Source organism: Cryobacterium sp. TMT3-29-2 (assembly GCF_004564305.1).
In the GTDB taxonomy this organism is placed as follows: domain Bacteria; phylum Actinomycetota; class Actinomycetes; order Actinomycetales; family Microbacteriaceae; genus Cryobacterium; species Cryobacterium sinapicolor.
Genome location: NZ_SOGK01000118.1, coordinates 12,151 through 31,110, shown reverse-complemented (window position 1 = coordinate 31,110; position 18,960 = coordinate 12,151). Strand labels below are relative to the sequence as shown.

At 63.2% G+C, this 18,960-nt stretch carries 25 protein-coding genes and 1 pseudogene; 16 read left to right on the top strand and 10 right to left on the bottom strand.

Annotated elements, in window-relative coordinates; all coding sequences use genetic code 11:
- Window positions 1–39 precede the first annotated feature (39 nt).
- Window positions 40–597 (top strand): hypothetical protein, encoded by a 558-nt coding sequence (locus E3O67_RS13745; protein WP_370260492.1) that lies wholly within the window; start codon window positions 40–42, stop codon window positions 595–597.
- Window positions 598–774: 177 nt separating this feature from the next.
- On the opposite strand, the gene E3O67_RS13740 is transcribed toward E3O67_RS13745, so the two are convergent.
- The 5 genes from E3O67_RS13740 to E3O67_RS13720 all read right to left on the bottom strand — a co-directional run bounded on the left by E3O67_RS13740 (window position 775) and on the right by E3O67_RS13720 (window position 4,756).
- Complete coding sequence (locus E3O67_RS13740; protein ID WP_135102952.1) at window positions 775–1,461, bottom strand: hypothetical protein; 687 nt, start codon at window positions 1,459–1,461, stop codon at window positions 775–777.
- A 170-nt stretch (window positions 1,462–1,631) separates the two neighbouring features.
- On the bottom strand, window positions 1,632–2,585 hold the full coding sequence (locus tag E3O67_RS13735; protein WP_134432467.1) for a hypothetical protein: 954 nt from the start codon (window positions 2,583–2,585) through the stop codon (window positions 1,632–1,634).
- A 170-nt stretch (window positions 2,586–2,755) separates the two neighbouring features.
- Entirely contained in the window at window positions 2,756–2,950 is a 195-nt protein-coding gene (locus tag E3O67_RS13730) for a hypothetical protein (RefSeq protein WP_134432469.1), read from the bottom strand.
- A gap of 133 nt (window positions 2,951–3,083) precedes the next feature.
- Complete coding sequence (locus E3O67_RS13725; RefSeq protein WP_134432471.1) at window positions 3,084–3,884, bottom strand: isocitrate lyase/phosphoenolpyruvate mutase family protein; 801 nt, start codon at window positions 3,882–3,884, stop codon at window positions 3,084–3,086.
- Window positions 3,885–4,171: 287 nt separating this feature from the next.
- Window positions 4,172–4,756, bottom strand: a complete 585-nt coding sequence (locus E3O67_RS13720) for a recombinase family protein (RefSeq protein ID WP_134432473.1) — start codon at window positions 4,754–4,756, stop codon at window positions 4,172–4,174.
- Between the two features lie 97 nt (window positions 4,757–4,853).
- Here E3O67_RS13720 and E3O67_RS13715 point away from each other — a divergent pair, with 97 nt between their 5' ends.
- From E3O67_RS13715 to E3O67_RS13700, 4 genes are all read left to right on the top strand, one after another.
- Window positions 4,854–5,429, top strand: coding sequence for a helix-turn-helix domain-containing protein (locus tag E3O67_RS13715; protein ID WP_134432475.1), 576 nt, complete (start codon window positions 4,854–4,856; stop codon window positions 5,427–5,429).
- The gene (locus tag E3O67_RS13710) at window positions 5,429–6,049 is read left to right on the top strand and encodes a DUF6036 family nucleotidyltransferase (protein ID WP_134432477.1); all 621 of its coding nucleotides are present in this window, start codon (window positions 5,429–5,431) and stop codon (window positions 6,047–6,049) included. Before E3O67_RS13715 ends, E3O67_RS13710 begins: the two co-directional genes overlap by 1 nt.
- A gap of 150 nt (window positions 6,050–6,199) precedes the next feature.
- Window positions 6,200–6,583 (top strand): hypothetical protein, encoded by a 384-nt coding sequence (locus E3O67_RS13705; RefSeq protein WP_135102951.1) that lies wholly within the window; start codon window positions 6,200–6,202, stop codon window positions 6,581–6,583.
- A gap of 172 nt (window positions 6,584–6,755) precedes the next feature.
- The gene (locus E3O67_RS13700) at window positions 6,756–7,472 is read left to right on the top strand and encodes an ASCH domain-containing protein (protein WP_135102950.1); all 717 of its coding nucleotides are present in this window, start codon (window positions 6,756–6,758) and stop codon (window positions 7,470–7,472) included.
- A 377-nt stretch (window positions 7,473–7,849) separates the two neighbouring features.
- Here E3O67_RS13700 and E3O67_RS13695 read toward each other — a convergent pair whose 3' ends face one another.
- Window positions 7,850–8,938, bottom strand: coding sequence for a LacI family DNA-binding transcriptional regulator (locus E3O67_RS13695; RefSeq protein WP_134432483.1), 1,089 nt, complete (start codon window positions 8,936–8,938; stop codon window positions 7,850–7,852).
- A gap of 92 nt (window positions 8,939–9,030) precedes the next feature.
- On the opposite strand from E3O67_RS13695, the gene E3O67_RS13690 reads away from it, so the two are divergent.
- The 6 genes and pseudogenes from E3O67_RS13690 to E3O67_RS13670 all read left to right on the top strand — a co-directional run bounded on the left by E3O67_RS13690 (window position 9,031) and on the right by E3O67_RS13670 (window position 13,887).
- Window positions 9,031–10,095 (top strand): extracellular solute-binding protein, encoded by a 1,065-nt coding sequence (locus E3O67_RS13690; protein ID WP_135102949.1) that lies wholly within the window; start codon window positions 9,031–9,033, stop codon window positions 10,093–10,095.
- Between the two features lie 3 nt (window positions 10,096–10,098).
- Complete coding sequence (locus E3O67_RS13685; RefSeq protein WP_135102948.1) at window positions 10,099–11,055, top strand: ABC transporter permease; 957 nt, start codon at window positions 10,099–10,101, stop codon at window positions 11,053–11,055.
- A gap of 119 nt (window positions 11,056–11,174) precedes the next feature.
- Window positions 11,175–11,849: an ABC transporter permease gene (locus tag E3O67_RS13680; RefSeq protein WP_134432489.1), complete on the top strand. Its 675-nt coding sequence runs from the start codon at window positions 11,175–11,177 to the stop codon at window positions 11,847–11,849.
- Window positions 11,846–12,382 (top strand): annotated as a pseudogene (locus E3O67_RS17890) (ABC transporter ATP-binding protein); the annotation flags it as partial. The gene E3O67_RS13680 and the pseudogene E3O67_RS17890, both read left to right, overlap by 4 nt.
- Before the next feature lie 147 nt (window positions 12,383–12,529).
- Window positions 12,530–13,054, top strand: coding sequence for a hypothetical protein (locus tag E3O67_RS17530; RefSeq protein ID WP_241982189.1), 525 nt, complete (start codon window positions 12,530–12,532; stop codon window positions 13,052–13,054).
- Window positions 13,051–13,887, top strand: coding sequence for an MBL fold metallo-hydrolase (locus E3O67_RS13670; protein WP_134432493.1), 837 nt, complete (start codon window positions 13,051–13,053; stop codon window positions 13,885–13,887). Before E3O67_RS17530 ends, E3O67_RS13670 begins: the two co-directional genes overlap by 4 nt.
- A 40-nt stretch (window positions 13,888–13,927) precedes the next feature.
- On the opposite strand, the gene E3O67_RS13665 is transcribed toward E3O67_RS13670, so the two are convergent.
- From E3O67_RS13665 to E3O67_RS13655, 4 genes are all read right to left on the bottom strand, one after another.
- Complete coding sequence (locus tag E3O67_RS13665) at window positions 13,928–14,194, bottom strand: hypothetical protein (RefSeq protein WP_135102947.1); 267 nt, start codon at window positions 14,192–14,194, stop codon at window positions 13,928–13,930.
- A gap of 149 nt (window positions 14,195–14,343) precedes the next feature.
- Window positions 14,344–14,523 (bottom strand): hypothetical protein, encoded by a 180-nt coding sequence (locus E3O67_RS13660; RefSeq protein WP_135102946.1) that lies wholly within the window; start codon window positions 14,521–14,523, stop codon window positions 14,344–14,346.
- Window positions 14,524–14,590: 67 nt separating this feature from the next.
- Complete coding sequence (locus E3O67_RS17035) at window positions 14,591–14,749, bottom strand: DUF6578 domain-containing protein (RefSeq protein ID WP_167726649.1); 159 nt, start codon at window positions 14,747–14,749, stop codon at window positions 14,591–14,593.
- Window positions 14,750–14,854: 105 nt separating this feature from the next.
- Window positions 14,855–15,112, bottom strand: coding sequence for a hypothetical protein (locus tag E3O67_RS13655; protein WP_135102945.1), 258 nt, complete (start codon window positions 15,110–15,112; stop codon window positions 14,855–14,857).
- Between the two features lie 493 nt (window positions 15,113–15,605).
- Between E3O67_RS13655 and E3O67_RS13650 the strand changes: the two genes are divergently transcribed.
- From E3O67_RS13650 to E3O67_RS13635, 5 genes are all read left to right on the top strand, one after another.
- Entirely contained in the window at window positions 15,606–15,884 is a 279-nt protein-coding gene (locus E3O67_RS13650) for a DUF6226 family protein (RefSeq protein WP_135102944.1), read from the top strand.
- A 45-nt stretch (window positions 15,885–15,929) separates the two neighbouring features.
- A complete protein-coding gene (locus E3O67_RS17030; RefSeq protein ID WP_167726647.1) occupies window positions 15,930–16,082 on the top strand; it encodes a hypothetical protein in 153 nt (50 codons plus the stop codon).
- Window positions 16,083–16,328: 246 nt separating this feature from the next.
- On the top strand, window positions 16,329–16,661 hold the full coding sequence (locus E3O67_RS17270) for a hypothetical protein (RefSeq protein ID WP_134432501.1): 333 nt from the start codon (window positions 16,329–16,331) through the stop codon (window positions 16,659–16,661).
- A gap of 182 nt (window positions 16,662–16,843) precedes the next feature.
- The gene (locus E3O67_RS13640) at window positions 16,844–18,391 is read left to right on the top strand and encodes a bifunctional UDP-sugar hydrolase/5'-nucleotidase (RefSeq protein WP_135102943.1); all 1,548 of its coding nucleotides are present in this window, start codon (window positions 16,844–16,846) and stop codon (window positions 18,389–18,391) included.
- Between the two features lie 274 nt (window positions 18,392–18,665).
- Window positions 18,666–18,893 (top strand): antibiotic biosynthesis monooxygenase, encoded by a 228-nt coding sequence (locus E3O67_RS13635; RefSeq protein WP_134432505.1) that lies wholly within the window; start codon window positions 18,666–18,668, stop codon window positions 18,891–18,893.
- Window positions 18,894–18,960: the final 67 nt, after the last annotated feature.

Here is an 18,960-nt window from a genome sequence, read left to right as displayed (position 1 = left end):
GGCGACGAATCAACGCCCAATCTTCCACTGTGATCACCCATCCAATCGTGGTCGAGTGGACTAGTTTTCAACCGTCGATTCTGGCTGGGTATTCAACCGTCGCTGACAGGCAAGGCGGTCTGGGTTTCTAAGTCGTTCCAGGACGCTTGGTACCACGGTGATGAAACGCCGCATGAAGTGCCCGAACTGAGTAAGAAGGCAGCTAACCACCTCGCAAAACTCATAGCGGCCGCAGATTTCGGGACCTTATTCGTCGAGGTCCCGGACAATACAGAGCCTGTAGAGATCGAACTAGTGAAAACCCACGCTCCCGAAGTGCTGGACGCCTACCTGAAGAGGCTCGCCAAGAATGACAAAGAGGCGAAGATGAGTGGCTTCTACGTCGATCTCCGAGCGGACGGATCCTTCACGGTGCCGCATACGATCGAAAGACCACTCCTGCGGTCTCAGATCTGGGAAACCGCCGACATGATCCAGTGGTTCCTCAGCGAGGACCATCTTCTAGCCAGCATTACGGGCATTCCGGTCTCCTCGACCAAGGAAGTTGAGTCACTGCTCACAGCTGTCCTGGCTTACGGACCGGGCGACGGACTCTGAGTCTCGTATGCCAAGGCCATGAGCCAGACCATACGGCGAGCTGCTGACAGCGGCCTCAAATATCGGAGCTGCACCCTGGTCAGCCGGTTGGCCGCCAGACGATTCTCTTTGGGGCAATTGTCCCGCAAAGGGTTCGGCTTCCGAGTTCCCCAAGAAATACCGACGTGCGCGCCAACCTCATGTGCCACTCTGTCCCGATTCGGCTGGACAGCCGATCGCGCTCCGCAGGTCTTCGGCAAGCCTCGCAATTTCCGCATCCGGCACGGCGCGCAGCCAGTTACCCCGAGTCCGCATCGGTGTAACCGGGAGCGACACTGCACCTTCGAATGTGGCAACCTCGATGGCGATCGCAGTCATCGTTCGCATGCCAACAACTGCCGATCCAAGGACGACACTTCTCACTCGATCCGAAGGGAAGGACGCCGCGGGAATCCCAGTAGCGCCCGTCAGGACACGCACAGTTACCCCATCGGCCACGAGCGTCGCGTACGTTGTCGGCTTCACACGAGAGCGCGCGAGCCCGAGGGCGGTCATAAGCGCCCGCAGTTGATCTGCGAGGAGCGGTGCAACGACCACCGGGACGACGACAGCGGAAGGGAAGGCTTGTTGCACCCGCGCTAGCCGGTGCGCGTTCAGGAAACCGAAAACGAACAGCAAAGTGGCGGTAAACAGAATGGCGGCGATCAACGCTGAGACAGCCAGCCCACCACTGCCGCTGTTGAAGGCGCGGATGACAAGGAGCACCAACACCACCGCCCACGCACACGTGACGCCGACTCCCAGCCAGAAGCGCGGACCCTGCCGTTGCCTCTTCAATCCCAACGCATCTGACTGCGTAGTCGAGCTTTCATCCTGAACTGGCACAGGCCCCTTCTTCCCCGATCGAACAAAATTGAGCCTAGCGACGCCCGACTGTAGCATCGTGTTCGGCCACTCAACACGCCGAGACGCCAAACCCCAGTGCCCAGGAGAGGGTTCGCGTTTGACGTGGGGATGGTCCCGCAAAGCGTTCCGCTTCCGCAGCGACGTGCTGGTCAGCGTTTCGTGGGTTCCTCGGGTGGGGTCACTCTGGCGAGGATCGTTCCAGACTCGTCACCGATTGAGAGCACGAACACAGTGTCATTGAGCCAGACGGCACCATTCGTGTTGCAGGAAAACGGCAAGGACGTCGGTTCGTCACCTGTCAGAATTCTGATTCCCTGCTCTCCGGAGTGCGAGCAGTCGCCCTTCTCGGCCATGACGCCTCTGGCCGGTGAAGACGCGCGAACCATCTTCCAATCTATGAACCTTTCCGTGGCGTCCGTGTTCGGCGGTGCCCCTGTCAGCACATCGCCGACGGAATTCACGGCGAGCACGGGTTTTCGAGGCGGGTATGTGACTATCGGTGAACGAGTTCCATCGGCGCCGATCGCAAACGTTTCCCTCTCCGTGCTGACGTAGACCGTGCCGGCGGGATCGATATCGATAGCAACAGCGGCGGCGGTGACCCCCGATTCCGCACCCAGCACAGTCGTTTGCTGCCCGTCCCTCGCCACGGTTCGAATCGCGAAAGGCCTCATGTAAGCCGACTCGAGCGGAGTCATCGCGCCTTCGGGCACCATCGCGCCCAGAAAATCGACGAAAACCAGTAGCCCATCAGCCCCGGCCGCCACGTCGCCAATCGTGGTCGCATCGACGTCGACAGGCGTCCACGTCTCAGCATCCGTGTCGTAGAGATAGATCCCCGTCTCGATCTCGGTCCCTGCCTTGCCCGTTCTGGACACAGCGAGAACCGATGGGGAGATGGCTGATATTCCATGAACTCGTGTGAACATCTCGTCATTGAATCGGCGCAGGGTGTCGCCAGCACTATTCAGGTGCAACCAAGACCCCGCGGACTCGGTCCAGAACCCGCCCGCAGTGTCCTGGGTCATGTTCGTCATGGAATAGGTAACGTCAATCCGGTCTTCGGGGCCGCCGTCCAAGGCGTTGTCGAACTCGATGGGCACGACCCGCCACGAGGTCGGCGGAACAGATGAACAGGCGCTGAGGGAAGCCAGAACCACTACAGCCCCCCACATCGACAACCAGCTTCTGTGCACCATGCATTCAGGATGGCCTAATTCACCGACGACCTCCCGACGAACACGGCCCGAGGCATCCAACGGCCCGTTCACGGTTACTCATGCGGATGAGCGCTCATGGTTCGCTTCTTTCGCAGCACAACGACAATCGCTCCCCCGATGACGAGCAGGCCACCAACCGCGCCAAGAAGTCCAAGCGGCACGCTGGTCGACAGATACGCACCACCTGCGATCACGAATGCGACGCCGATCGAGGCCAGGACACCCTGGACGACTAATGTTTCGCGCATGAGCTTGCTCCTGAATCGTGCGGTCGAGGTGCACATGAGTGACAGCCTCGCACAGGCTTATGCCGCCGGGCAGCGATTCCCTCTAGACGTTCCCTCTGAGAGCGGATCTGGGCGGCCCGCCAATGCGGAAGGCCTACAGCTTGAATTTGAAGCCGAGGTCTTCGGGGTAGTCGCCGAGCCCGGTGAGGGTCGTGGCCGCACTCTGCAGTGCCGCGAGGGCCACGCCGAGCGTGCCGGGGCCGAAGCTGACACGCGAGACGCCGAGTTCGGCGAGACGCTTGAGCGGCACCAGGCCGGGGACGCCGATCACCGAGATGCGGCCGTTCACTTCGTCGAGCGCCCGCTTGACCTTGTCCTCATCGGTGAGGCCGAGGAAGAAGATCACGTCGGCGCCGGCATCGAGGTAGGCGTTCGCGCGGGCGACGGCCTCGGTCCACTCGCCGCCGCCGGCGAGGGTGTCGACCCGGGCGTTGATCACGAGCGGCACGCCGGCCGCCTCAGCGCCCTCGCGGGCTGCGGCCACCCGGGCCGCCGCGGTACCAATATCGAACTGGGGGGACTTGGCCGCGCCGACAGAGTCCTCGATATTGATGCCGGCCGCGCCGCCCTCCTCAATCAGGCGACGAACATTGCGGGAGACGCCGGCTGCATCTGCTGCATAGCCCTTCTCGAAGTCGATCGAGACGGGCAGGTCGACCGCGCTGGTGATGATGCGCGCCGCGATGATGGCCTCGTCGACGGTGAGTCCCTCACCGTCCTGCAGGCCGCGCACATTGGAGACGGAGTGGGAGGCACTAGCAAGGGCCTTCACACCCGGCGTCTGGGCCACAGTGGTCGCCGTGATAGCGTCCCACACGTTCGTGACGATGAGCGGGGTTCCCGAAACGTGCAGAGCGTTGAGGAGTTCGGCCTTCTGAATGAGTGAGCTAGACATCGGCCCAGTCTGCCGGGTGCTGGGCCGGCGACGTCCAGACATGGAGGGCATCGTCAGGTTGGGTTCAGGGAAATCCCAGACTGGATGTCAATCGCGGAAGACGATCGTCCGCCGGGAGTCACCACCGCCGTCACTACACGCGAGCTGCTCACGGTATGTCGTCGTCGTTTCATTGCATCTTGCGCACCGTAGTGTCCAATGGAAATCCGTTTGCGCACCGCCCGTCGAGCGTTCCCGTTGAAGGTTCGCGTTGCAGGACAGTCCGTCCTGCAACGCGATCTCGGCTGCTAGCTATTGCCTCGGTGTTGGCGCTGGATGGTTCGGTAGATGGTGGAGCGGGCGACATTGAACAACTCAGCAAGCTCGGCCGTTGTGTGAGTACCAGCGTTGTAGACCTCCATCAGGTGCTTCTGCTGCGCCGGAGACAGCTTCGGTGGTTTGCCGCGTAACCGGCCCTTCGCTTTCGCCACTTGCATGCCCTCTTTCGTTCGAGCGCGGATGAGATCGGACTCGAATTCCGCGACCATGGCGAGGACGTTGAAGAGGAGTCGGCCCACTGGATCATTCGGATCATGCACGGAGCCGCCGATGCTGAGCTTCACTCCCTTGGCGGTCAGCTCGTCGACGATGTCTTTTGCATCCCGGAGCGACCTGGCCAGACGATCGAGTTTGGCCACCACGAGTGTGTCCCCGCTCCGGCAGGCAGAAAGCGCTTCGCGTAATCCCGGCCTCGCACGGTTGGTTCCCGTCAGGCCATGATCGGTGTAGATCAGGTTCGATCTAACGCCCAGTCGTTCCAAGGCGTTTTGTTGGGCGGTAAGGTCTTGCTCATTTGTGGATACGCGCGCGTACCCGATCAGTAGTTCAGTCATGACGGCACAATTCACCTCGACCCGCCGGGCCGTCAACAATTGTCCATTGGGTCGGGACTGGTATACTTTTACTACTTAGTAAAAGGTGGTGATTGACATGACAGCAGGTGTTCTTGCTCGTTCCGCCAGGGCTGCGAGTGGACTCACGCAAAGCCAGCTCGCGATTCGCTCAGGGATCGCCGGTTCGTCGCTCTCCCTGATTGAACACGGCAAGCGCGAACCGACGGTCGCTACACTCGAGGCACTGTTGCGAGCGACCCGCCACACGATTGTGACAGTCCCAACGGTACGCAGCGATGCCGCCCGCATCGCCTCCGAGATCGGCGAAGCAATCACCAGATCGGATGAAGTCTCGGCGTTCCGGCGATTCCTTCAACTCGCCGACAACCTCGCTTCAGAACGCGGAGCCACCCGAGTCGGCCTCGCGTTGAGCGAGCCGTCCCCCACCGGGTCCGAGCGATGGGACGCCGCGATCGCCGCTCTTTGCGAATACCGGCTCAAGGCAGACGCCCTGCCCGTTCCGGATTGGGTCACGAGGCAAGTAGGACACCCTGACAGCCCGTGGGCACCGCGCACAAGTGACTACGACATCCCGGCAGACCCGGCGCGAGTACCCGTCGAGTTCCTCCGCCGCGGCATCCTGATTGAAGCCGAAACCCTGGAAAGCATCTAGTGCCAGGAGATCAACTCGACCGCGACGACCTCATCCGCGGCATCAACGCGGTTATCGCTAAACTCCGCGCGGCCGGCCAGCCTGCAGGCATCCGAATCGTTGGAGGCGCTGCCCTCGCTCTTCGGTACTTCGACCGCCGAACGACCGCAGATGTCGATGCGCACCTGCAGCCAGAGCAACCAATTCTGAAGGCTGCGGTTGAAGTCGCCGACGAGAACGGCTGGCCGCAGGACTGGCTCAACAGCAAGGCCACTATGTTTCTACCGTCCTACGGGGCTGACCCTGGCTGGGAGGTCCTCTACGCGAACGAGGACATCACGGTGGAAGTGGCCTCGCCCCGGGCACTGCTAGCCATGAAGCTCAACGCATCGCGCCCGGGGCGCGACGTGCAGGACATCGCCAACCTGCTCGCGATCTGCGATGTTCGTGAACTCAGTGCGGCCGAGGAATTGTTGAATGACTTTTTCCCGGGAGACGGGCTCCCAGACAAGGCACTGCGCCTCCTCGAACCCATCTTCAAGCAGGGGATCCCCGCAGTCCCAGCATCGCCGCCCCCTCCCCTCCTAGGTACGCGCACCTCACATCGAGCACCTCAACAACAGCCCGGCCCCGCAGAATAGGGGAGCTCCGCGGTTCCCAAATGGCCTCCAGCTGCCCAACGCCGACTCGAAGCCATGGCGGCCAATTCTGTGCCCCATGAGGGTCCGGCTTACGGGTCGGCCCGCGATGCGAACAGATAGTCTGGCGCTGAACGAGGGGTGGTGAATGAAATGAAGAAGTCAGACATGCTTCCAGGGCTGGCTGCCGCACAGTGGGTGCGTTTTCTTGCACCTCTCTCGAAAGTCGTGATGGTCCTCTCGCTCATCGACCTTGCCGTCTATGTAGTGACGGGGGGCAACGGCCGAAACGGTGCCACCATGGACGTACGCTCTTTTCGCCGTGACGATCACGATCTTTTTCGGAGTTATTTTGCTCATGTTCGCAGGGCTGGAGAAGGGCCATCGAGAGGCGAACGCAAGGTACACAACGACTGGTGGGAAGTATCCCGACGTACCCCAACTGGATTCCCGCACCGGGAAGGTCGTGAGGGAGATCGGGCAGGCCTTGACAACCAAACAACCCGCGCGATCGAAGCGGCTCAAGTGACCTTCTAGCCGACACGGACCGTGGTCGGTTGGATTCGGCTTACGGGCCGGCCCGCAGTCCCAACAGATTGCCTGGCGCTGAGCGCGCGGTCCCGACGCGTATGAGGTTCCAAATTCGGGCACCGCCTTGTTCGAGAACCGCAGAGCGAGTCGGGGCGGGTGTCGATGCGAGACTGGGCCTGTGCTGGAAAACAACGAACGTCGTCTCGTGACTGCCGCCGAGGCGATAGTGCGATCACTGCCAGACAATGACACGTACACGGTCGCCTCGGCGGCCATGGATACCCAAGGCAACGTCCACACTGGCGTGAACGTCTTTCACTTCACGGGTGGGCCATGCGCCGAACTTGTCGTTATTGCAGCCGCCGCGCAGGCCCTCGCCGGCCCCCTGGTCACCATCGTCGCGGTCGGTGACCGTGACCGTGGTGTGCTTGCTCCGTGCGGCCGGTGCCGACAGGTCTTGCTCGACCTTCACCCCGATGTGGCAGTCATCCTGCCCCTCCCTGGTGGCGCCGTGACAGCGGAACCCATACGCGATCTACTGCCCCGCAGCTACTCGGCACCGGACCTCGCATCCGGCCCCAGAATCGTCTACTTCAACCCTCGCTACTACGACAGCATCGCTTCGGGTCAGAAGACAGTCACGATCCGCCACCGCGATCCCATCCAGACTGGATCGGCAGTGCTTGTATTCGACGACGGAGACACCATTCGGCGGCTCAACGCGAAGATCGAGAGCGTCGAATCACGGCGCTTTGATCACCTGACTAACGACGACGCCCACCAGGAAGACTTCCCCAACGCGGACGCACTTCGCGGAGCACTACGCACGCACTACCCCGACCTCGAAGGCCACGATGTCGTGGACGTAGCATCGTTTCACCTGATGACTGAATGACGCGGTCACGGTTCCTCTTGCGGGGAACATCACGACAGTGGGCACTTCACTCTTGGGTTATAGGACGCTGACGCCCCGGAGCGTCGTGGGAGTACAACTCAATGTGCCAAATAGCGATCAAAGAACGCCGCCACAGAGCGCAAAAAGTCACAGCGAAAGCCATAGCCAGCCATGTGCCCCCGCTCCACCGCTTCCCCCTGGGGATCAGTCAACCGTGGCTTGAACGAGGCCAAGTTTCAACGATCGTTTCTCTTGTGGGCAACATCGGCAGCGGGGTTAACAGTGAGGCGTTTGCTTACTCAGAGGAACCAACCCGACCGGTGCGTCATCGCCTCTTCAAACACGAAGTCGTCAGCAGCTTGAAAGGTCGCCGCGGTTTAGGTAGGGGGTGGGCAGGATGACTGCCGCGCGATCAGTGTTGTCGGGACTACGACGGTGGAGGTTCCGGCGCCACCCAACTGGTGAATCAAGGCACGCGCGGCCGCGACTCCGAGACCGTAGCGGTCTACGGCGATGGAGGTGAGGGACGGCGAAAGGAAGCGACTCGTTGCCAGGTCGTCGTGGCCGACGACACTGACATCCACACCAACCCGCAGCCCGACATCTGACGCCGCGGAATACACAGCGGTTGCAAGGTAGTCGCTACTAGTGATGATGCCCGTCGGGCGCGTCTCGGAGGACTCCTCGAGCACGTTCGTCAACACCTCGACGGCCCGATCGTGCCTCATTTCACTGGAGATGGTTCGCGCTTCGAAGGCGAGCTCGCCTTGGAGCGCAAGAAAACAACCCGTCCTCTCGTTATCAGCACTGTGTTCTTTGGGGGCGGCTACAAGCGCGATCCTCGAATGCCCGAGCCCAACCAGGTGTTTGACGGCTTGGCGAACAGCCCCCTCGCTATCGACATGCACTCGGCTCGCGTCGATGTCCGGGGCGTGCTGCGCGGCGTTGATGAAGACGATCGGCTTCGCAGTGGCGTCATGCCATCTAGAAGCTGCCGAGCCGCCACCGATGGGAGCGAGCGCGAGCCCATCGACCTCTCGTGCGATGAAGGTCGATAGGAGTTCCGACTCACGGCTCGGTGTATAGTCCGCGGAGCCGATCACAACGCCGAGTCCCGCTTCGGCGCAGGTTGCATCGAAGCCGTTGATGACATCAAGGAAGAACGGGTTGCGCAAATTGCGGATCAACAGGCCCACCGCACCGGAGCGTCCGGTCCGGAGTGCCACACCGGACACCCAAGGCACATATCCCAGCTGCACGGCAGCCTCTTTGACGCGCTCACGTACCGTGTCGCTCACGCCCGGTCGGCTGTTGAGGGCAAAGCTCGCGGCCGACGTGGACACACCCGCTGCACGAGCCACGTCGCTGAGGGACACGCGGCGTCGGCGCTCCATAGTCATCATCCATTCATAGCTGGCGGTGGGCGCAATCGCTGCCGTGAGCATCGAATCGTGCCCCTTGCCCATCGTTGTTCACTTGGAATTCATCAGAAACAACGTTAGGTGGTGGCAGCAAACTATAACGTTATAGTTCCCACCACGATGAAAGGCTCTCTTCGATGTCTACCCTCCGACGCCACGTCGCGGCTACCACCCTTGCCGCCCTCACCGCGGTCGCCCTGGTCGGCTGCTCCTCCACGACCGAAGCTGCGCCTAGCCCAGCGGCCTCCGAAACGCCCGATTTTACTGGCCAGACCCTCATCACCTACAACTCACCCGAATCATTCGCGAACTTCGGCGCCCTGCTCGCGCAGTTTGCGTCCGAGAACTCTGTGACCGCCCCCAGCGACACGAAAAACTCCGGCCAGGCGCTTGCGGCACTCGTTGCCGAGAAGGCGGCCCCGCTGGCCGACGCGGTGTACCTCGGTATAGCATTCGGCCCGAAAGCGGTCGAGGCTGAAGTCACCGAGGCCTACAAACCCGAAGGGTTCGAGAACATCCCGGACAATCTCAAGGACCCAGAAGGCAGGTGGTTCGCGGTACACACCGGCGCGATCGCCTTCATCTGCAATGACGACGCGCTCGGTGATCTTGAGTGTCCAACACGGTGGGCCGACCTGCTGAAACCGCAATACAAGGGCATGGTCGCGTACCTAGACCCGTCGCAAGCGGCGATTGGATATTCAGTGGCCGCCGCGGCAAACCTCGCCCTCGGTGGCACGATCGATGACTCCACCCCGGGCCTCGAGTACCTCGCCCAGTTGAAGGCGAACGGAGCCATTACTCCCGCCCAGACCGCGACCGCGAAGGTGGTCCAGGGCGAGATCCCGATCCTTATTGACGCCGACTTCAATGGCTACCCAGCGAAGTACAACGAGAATGCGCCGCTCACCATTAATATTCCGGCCGAGGGCTCGCTGCAGGTGCCCTACATAGTCGGCTTGGTCGCCGGAGGCCCCAACCCGGAGCTCGGCAAGGCGTGGCTCGACTATCTGCTCTCTGAACAAGGGCAGGCCACTCTGGCTGAGGGCTTCGTTCGGCCGATCTCGGGCGAGGTCCCGGCTGAACTCGCGAAGAAGGTGGCGAAGGATGCCGACTTCGAGCGGGCCGTCGTCGTCGACTACGCGGCTCTGGCCGCGGCTCAGGCCGACTTCGTCGCCGCATATCAGGTCGCGATGGGTTAACGCATGACGCTCTCACGCCGCAGTTTCGGGTGGGGCGGCCTTGCGGTCGCCCTGCCCGGGCTGGCAGTTCTCGCCTGGTTTCTCGTTCGCCCGCTTTCCGGACTCGTCGTCGACTCTCTGCACCTCACTTCGCTCGGCGTGCGGTCGCCCGGCCTGACGCTCGTCAACTATCAGACGATTGCGACGGATGCTGCGCTACGCAGCTCCATGGTGACAACCGTGGTTCTGGCGCTCGTCGTCACCGTGATCACCCTGTTGATCTGCACGCCCACGGCTCTCACCCTCGCGCGTTCGGGCCCCCGACTCTCGGCCATCATCGACGCGGTCCTGGTCTTCCCGCTCGCCCTCCCCGGAATCGTGATCGGATTCTTCGTCATCGTCTTGCTCGGACGAAACGGGCTGGTGTCGCAGATCGTCGAGGCAACGACGGGCGAACCTGGGGGGCGCTGGGCTTACACCGCCGGCGGGCTCGCAGCGGCTTACGTCTACTTCTGCATCCCGCGCGTCGTCGGAACTCTTCGCGGCGCCGCCGCCACACTCGACGGCGAGCTGCGAAACGTTGCTGCCTCGCTGGGCGCGTATCCCGCTCGTGTGGCAGCCACGGTGACGCTCCCCCTGCTTCGCGCGCCCCTACTGGCCTCGGCTGGGGTATGCATGGCGACCTGTTTGGGGGCCTACGGCACGGCAGCCACCCTGTCCGAGGGCATCCGGGTACTCCCTCTTGACGTGGCCGACACGCTGTACAACACCGGCAACCAAGGGCTTGCGGCGGCACTCTCGGTCGTTCTCGCCCTGCTCGCCGTGGGATCTCTCGCGGTGTGTTCCTTCGGGGCCTGGCTGATTGATCGGCGAAACCGCGACCGCGCAACCCCACTGTCCCTAATTCCCACCGCTCCCGTAATGGGAACATCGCAAGAATCCGCGGCGCCCGTGAGAGCGGCGTCTGAGGCTGACCGGTGAACCGCCGACCTGGCCACCGTGAGTGGATAGGCCCGCTGTCCCTCGTGTTCTGCGTACTGCTCGTCGTCGTACCGATCGTGGCAACAATCATCGTTTCGTTTTCACCCGACGCATCGAACATGAGCCTATTTGGTGGCATCACCACCGAGTGGTACGCCCGCGCCTGGCTGCTGCTCCTGCCGAAGATCGGACCGACGCTTACGGTCACGAGCATGGTGCTGGTCGGCGCGATGATCGTCGTCTTCCCGCTCTGTCACGCTCTCGCTCGCCGACTCGTGCCCGGTGGTGCAGTGATCCGTCAGATCACGATGCTCCCCCTCGCCGTACCGGGAGTCGCTCTGGGCCTTGCGCTCGCGGCATCCGATCCTGCACTTCGCTCGAGCGGGGTTCTTCTCGTGGTCGGCCAGCTGCTGATCACGGTGCCGTTCCTCGTCGCCGGCCTCGTTCCGGCGCTCGCCGATCCGGATCTGGTGGAGGCGGAGCGTGTTGCCGCGACCCTCGGCGCGGGCCCGGTTCGTCGCCTTCTCACCATCACGCTGCCCTCCATCCGGCTCTCGCTCGCGGCGGCCCTACTGATGGCGGCGGCGCTCTCGATCGGGGAGTTCAACTTGAGCTTCTTTGTCGTGTCTCCCGCTTATCAGACCGCTCCTTTCGCGCTGTTCTCGGCTTTCCTCACCCAACGGGTAGAAGTGGGGGCCGCTGGATCAATGCTGTTCGGAGTCGCCCTACTTCCCGCCGCAATCGTGGCCGCAATGCTTGCCCGATCGTCACTCTCCCGGAAAGAAACATCATGACCTCCGCCTCACCGTCCGCAGCCAGTCGACAGCGAACCCCGGGGGAAGTGGGGTCTGGCCCGCCCCCGACACTTCGGCTCGACGGTGTAGGGCATCGCTACGGAGCCACGACCGCGCTTCACGACGTCAACCTCTCCGTCGAGCGCGGCGAAGTGCTAGCGCTTGTCGGCCCCAGCGGATGCGGCAAGTCGACGCTCCTGCGGATCGTTGCGGGCCTCGTTGCCCCATCATCCGGCACGCTAATGATCAATGGGGCCGACGCAACGAAACTTCGGGCGGAACGTCGGGGCGTGGGATACGTGCCACAGTCGTACGCTCTGTTTCCACATCTGTCTGTGCGGGACAACATCGGCTATGGGCTCGCCGCACGCCGCGTACCGAGACAGCTGCGCGATGAGCGAATCGATCGGGTGTTGGAATTGACCCGGATGAGTTCATACGGCGGACGCGCTCCATCCGACCTGTCCGGGGGGCAACGGCAACGAGTGGCCCTCGCTCGGGCACTCGTGGTGGAGCCGAGCGTCCTGCTCCTCGACGAACCTCTGTCTGCTCTCGACCCGCAGCTGCGAGATGGGATGCGGCGCGAACTGCGCGCACTTCTAGCTGCGGCGGACTGTAGCACGATCATCGTGACTCACGACCAATCAGAGGCGCTCGGACTTGCCGACCGAGTGGCGGTGATGCAAGATGGACGACTCATTCAGACCGGGACGGTCCACGCCGTCTGGAACGCTCCGGCCCACCCGTTCGTGGCCGAGTTCGTCGCCGGTGCAGCGACCTTTTCCGCGGTTTCAGAGAATGGCGTCATCGTGCTCGCCGACGACTGGCGGCTTCCTGCCGCGCATTTTTCAGCCCCCGGTGACGTAGCGACCGTGCCCGACGGACCATGCTTTGTGGTTGTGCGCCAGATCGACGGAGTCGTGCTCCGCGAGCATCCGGACCCTGGCTCCCGGGAAGCGATCGTCGTCGATGCGGAACCCCGCGGCTCGACGTGGTCGCTGCGAGTTCGCCTGCTCGTGGACGGTCGAGACAACCCGGGTCAGCCGGAGCTCACCGTGTCGAGCGCGACGGCCTGGCTCCCCGGACTCAGGTTGGGCCTGTCCCTGCGCGCACCCGGAACGACCATCCATCCCGCCCCGCCCCTCAACGCGGCTCCAGCTCCAGGCGCAATGCGCCCACCGACTCGACGAGGACGGCCCACATGAGTTTCACCCTGCACATCGTTGGCGTCTCTGCCACTGCGCCCGTGCCCTCTTCAGCAGCCAGCGGATATCTGCTTGCCGGGCCAGACGGCTCAGTGCTCGTCGACTGCGGCCCCGGCATCGTTTTGGAGCTAGCTCGACAGCGCCTTCTCGACGACGTTGTCGCGGTCGTCGTGACACATCGGCACGCGGATCATGCCCTGGACTTGGGCGCCCTCGCCTACCGCCTCCAGTTTCCGTCACCGCGATCGGCTCCCGTGCCACTGTACCTGCCGGCCGAAAGTCTCGACTTCGTGGCGCAATTCGATAGTCTGATCGGTATCGCCACGGTGCCGACGTTGCAGGCGCCCCTGGCGCAGGCGTTCGACGTACGCGGGCTCAATCTTGACTCTACTGAGCCGTTCGAGGTCATTCCTGGACTTCAGCTCACGGCCTTTGCCGCCCACCACGCCGTACCCAGCGCGTCGCTGCGGTTCGAAGACATCGTCACCGGCGGCATCGTGGCCTTCTCCAGTGACACGTCGGAATGCTCCGGCGTGCGCGCAGCTGCCGCCGGGGCCGACCTGTTCGTGTGTGAGGCTACGTATCTGACCGCGACCGTGGCCGAATTGGAAGGCCACGGCCACTTGACCGGTGAGGGCGCAGGGCGGCTGGCTGCCGAGGCCGGCGTGGGCACCCTCCTCGTTAGCCACATTGCCGATCAGGCTCTCGCTCCGAGAATCTTGGCCGACGCCGCCCAGACCGCGGGCGGGGATGTCACCGCTGTGCTAGCGAGACCCGGAGATCGTTACCCGCTCACACGTCGCGTAGCTGCCCTCACCCTCAGACCGCACTAGTCGCGCAGTGTTCGACGGGACGAATCCGTCGCCAAACCCGCTACCGCGCGAGCCGCTCCACGACGCTGCCGAACACTCGTGGCAACGCGCCGGCGGTCGGCACAATGCCGGAGCGCAGACCCGATTGCGCGGCGGCGACGAAGCCGGATGTGTCCACCCGAAAGCAGCGGGTCGCGTGCGCCCATTCGCGTTCGTAGAGGGCCGGGCGCCCGGCAAGGATGCAGTCGATGGCCGATCGTGCTTGGCTGAGCCCGAGTCGGATGCCCTCGCCGGTGATCGCGTTGACATAGCCGGATGCATCGCCCACGAGCAGTACCCGGCCGACGTCCCGGCGGGACGCGCCCTGACGGATGGGTCCCGTCCCCGCAGCGAGTTCGCAGCCGTCGCGCCGGCCAATCGCCCGCCGAGCGACGAGATACCGGCGCTTGCCCGGTCGAGGGACCGCGAGCGGAGACCTTATGTGTGCTCCTGGACGTCGACGAGCCAGCCCGCCAGTGAACGTTGGCGTTGCTCCGGCGGTGGCACAGTGAACTGTTCAACAGAAGGGAGCGCTTCGGCTTCTTCGTCGATGCGCAGCCGAACTCCTTGAGCCGAGGTTAACATCGCTGTATTCGCAACTGGCTCGATCTCGATCATGTATCGAGAGGGCGTAGTTCCTGCGAACGCACCATAGCCGAGATCGCGGCCGACCATCGGCCACTCGTTACCGTCCGCCGGCCTGATCGATGAGTTCCGGCCCGAGCACGTCAGCGAGAGCAGCATGCGGCGTTCGTGTCTCGATACCGAAGTCGACCTCATCGCCGATCGCAAAAGCATCGCCACAGCACGCCCGTTCCCATTTCGTCAGCCACACGCGCGTCACAACGCCCACGCTAGCTGTTGTTCCCACGCTGCGACTCAGCCGACGCGTTTGGGGATCCACTCCCTGTACGTTGTAGCTGTCCTACTCAGGGTTCCCGTCAGCGTCTCACTCCTGAGCTGTCGGTGGCCCAACGCTCCCGGAGCTGCGGAGAGCATCTTCGATTTCCGAGTCCTTGAATCCAGCCACCTGAAGCGAATCGCGAATCCGCGCATCGGAAAGCTCTTGCCTTCTCCGAGCTCGCTCCGCAGAGCGAGTCAGTCGCCAATATCTGAACAGCTTGGTTGCCAGGATCACCGCATAGAGCGCGATTCCAAAGACGACCAGTGCGAGCACGGCCCCGGCGAATGCGGTCACAATCTCCACTGCGAGGATCCTTTCCTGAGCTCCGTCCCGGCCACATCAGGTAACTGTTTGAACAGGTGGGATGCGAGCGGAGGCCCCAAAGCGATTCCCCGATGTCCCCCTCGGTTAGCCACAGCCTATTGCCGCGGCCCCGCAGACCCAACCCAAGGCTCCGGCTCCGATGCATCTCGACAAGCACTCGGCAAGACTGCCAAGCTCGCAGGCCACTGACCAACAAACACCCGCACAAGGTTCCACCTACGGGTGTCCATCTCGGCGCTGCCCTGCATTGACGCCAACCGAAATACGCTGACGTGCCTCATAACCCATGGCTTGAGCGACGCCATTCTCGTCATAGGGGGGACTAGGGACGCCCCGTGATGCTTCCCCTGCGAGCCTTGGGCGCGAGCACCAAGGCAGTCCCCGGTTCACGACACCGGTGCATCAAGAGACGCCCGATTTGCGGACCGACGGATTACTCGGTGAACAGAACGCTGACAGATAGTTTGTGAACATGACAGAGTATCGACGCCCCACGTTCCCGGTGGAGATCTACCGGGATGAGCAGGGCCACCCGCTTGATTATGGAAATCGATGGGGAGGAGCGTCTCCGCCCGGAGACACGTATTCCCGCGTTAGTAATCCGCAGCGATTCGAGCCGGTGCACAAAGTCGCCGACGCTCTCATCGAATGGCTGCAGACCACCTTCGACGTTGCCATGGACCAAACCCCGAACGTGGCTGACGTCGTCGACGGACTACTCACCCTCCGACGAGGAGACAGGCGTGCTTAGCCTCGGTCCACCGGTCACGGACAGCTCAGGACTGGCTCCTCACTGATGCAGCGGGCGGACCTGCTCCGCGTGGGCACCCACCGGATCACAGCGACGCTTACCGGCGCTCACGTGAGCGACACGACGGGCGTCTCCGGCGCGTTCATCGATGTCGGTGCGACCTACGACACGGTGCGCTCCGGCAGCACGGCACGTTAACGCGGCGACGCCGAAATCTTGGGCCGGCACCACGAAGATCGTCCGAGCCGTCCTCGACGACCTCTCTGCGTATGAGTACAACGTGGTCTTCCGATGATCCCCGCTGCAGGCCGTGCGGCTCTCGCGGGCGGCGTGTTGACCTCGCGTTGGCTCTCTTCACGGCCTGCGGGCCCGATCCGGTCAGCTCGGGCGGGTTGGTCTGGCGCTTGACGGGGACGTCCGCCGTGGAAGGACTGCCGGGCGGTTGTGCGATCGGCGGAGGGACAGGCGATCCTCCCGGTCGCCGTCAAGAACGGGCCCTTCTGGGAGCCGACGGGAGCCGAACCGCTCGCCAACCCACGGAAGTGGGCCACCCTGGGGGTGACGCTGAGTCAGTCGGACGTCTCGGAGCTGGGTGGCACGGTGACTCGGTTCGAAGAGTACGGCGGCTTCCAGATCTCCGCCCCGCCGGGCCAGTACGCCATCTGCTACTGGCAGCAGCGAATCGGAGGCGGGGTCTCCGGCTGCTCTGACCTTGAGTTGCCGCGCGAAGAGAACTCGCTGCATTCTAGGGCGAGGCGGTCGGCGTCACCGTTCTAGCACCGTGTAGTAACAACCAGACCATCAGGCGTTCCGCTATCTCAGAAGCGGCCGCGCTCGAAATTGCGAAGTCAGTTGTTAATCAGTACGACGTTGAAATGACGTTGGCAGGAGAGGTTACGTTCACACCCTGCGGAGACCTTGGTCAGGTACCCACGCTCCGAATTCGAAGGGACCACACCTTGCCTCGCCCCCTGATCCGACTCCTGTCCATTCCGGCCCTTGCGATAGTACTGGCGGCGTCTGCACCGGCCCAGGCCCAGGCCGCCCCGCCCGATCAGGCCGCAGATGCCGACAATCCGCGTTCGTCGAATTCCGCGACCCTGGTGTATTTCAACGACGCCCACGAGATCGGCCCGGTACTCTCCGGTGGACAGGACCGCGGCGGTGTCGCCCGTCTCTCCACTGCGATCGACACGGTGCGTGAGGACAACCCAGCGACATCCGTCGTCTTCGGCGGTGACCTGGCCGGAGGCACGCTCTTCGGCGGGCTATACAAGGGGTTCCCGATGGTCGACGCCTTCAACAAGATCGGCGTAGACCTCGCGAACTTCGGCCAGCACGACTTCGACTTCGGGATCGATAACGCCCGCGAGCTCGTTGCCGCGTCGGAGTTTCCGTGGATCACCTCCAACCTGGTCGACGCTGAGGGCGAGCCGTTCGTGGCGGGAGGCACGTGGGAGGTCCAGCGCATCGGCAAGGTGCGAGTGGGCTTCATCGGCCTGACCGACGCCATCGATACGACCTTGGCCAGCGACCAGCTCGACGAGACCGATCCCGTCGAAGCCGCACGGGCCGCCGTGGCCGACATGACAGCGACGGAGAAGGTAGACGTCGTGGTGGCAGTGACTCAGCACTCGATGGACGACAACCGGGTGCTGGCGCAGGCCGTACCGGAGATCGATGCCATCTTCGGCGAGGAGATGGCTGAGTACGAGGCCGTCATCTCCTACTCCGGCAGGGTCCCTCTGATGGCGCCCGAGGGAAACATCGGCTCGCTCATCCGGCTCGACATCACCAAAAAGGGCGGCGAGTACATCGTCGCCCCGTCCGTGATCGAGGTGGACCACACGGTCACCCCGGACCCGAGTCTGCGCCAGCTCGAGAAGTTCTACGAGGCCGATATGGCGGCCAACCTCTCAACGGTCCTCGCCACTGTCCAGACCCCGCTGCTCAACCCTGATAACGCCGTCCGCCGCCAGGAAACAGCTCTCGGCAACTGGGTAGCGGATGCCTTCCGCGCGTACCACGGCACCCAGATCGGGTGGATGAATGGTGGTGGCCTGCGCGCAGAGGCACCAGGGCCGGACTTCACCACGCGGGACGCGTACTCCATCGCACCCTTCGATAACAAAGTCATGGTGGTGCAGGCGTCCGGGGCCGGGATCGTTGCAGCACTCGAGCAGGGAGTTGGACACGTGGACATTCTGGGAGGCGGCTTCCCCCAGGTGTCGGGGATTTCCTACTCCTACTCCCCCAGTGCAGCCGTCGGCTCACGCGTAAGCAACGTCCGGGTCGCCGGGGAACCAATCGACGTCGAATCCACGTACTCGGTAGCGGTAACAAACTACGTCGTCGGTGGCGGCGACGGTGTCGCCGGGTTCTCGGGAGGATCAGTGCTGGTCCCAGCTTCGGGAGCGCCAAGCGACGCGGAGGCGATCATGGCCCACGCAAAGTCGCTCGGCGTCGTCGACGCGACGACGGAGGGACGGATCACCGTCCTACCGTAAGACCGGCGCCGAAATCGGCGGCCTCGAGCACAGCGTCGCACTCACGCTTAGCGCGGCAACCCTCCACGCAGGATCCATTGTCGTGTTACGCAGGCAGCGAGCCCACCACAACGGCTCACCTGGTCCGCGCATCATGGTGACAATTCAGCTCATCGCCAGTGCCATGATCAGTTCTGGCTTTGTCAACCCAAGTGGGACCCACCGGGGCAATCTAAGCGGGGCCCACTGACCTCCCGTCGATATGGCTCCGGAGCAGGTCTGAGAGTCCGCGGGGATGATCCTTGTTCATGCGTTTTTTGCGGTGCTGGCCGGTTCCAAGGTCGAGTTCGAGGCCGCGTGCAAGCAAGCGCGTCCTCTGATTAGCGGCCAGCCCGGGTTTCGTTCCTTATCCTTGTCAGGATCAATGGGATCGCCGAACTTATATGTTCTTGTTGCGGATTGGGATTCCGTGAAAGCTCACACGCGAGGGCTTCATCGTCGAGCCACGCACGTTGCTGGTTGAGAAAATCGGCGAACTGATTCGCGTTTTGATTCCGATCGCCAACTTCATTGTCAAGGTCGTTCCTCCT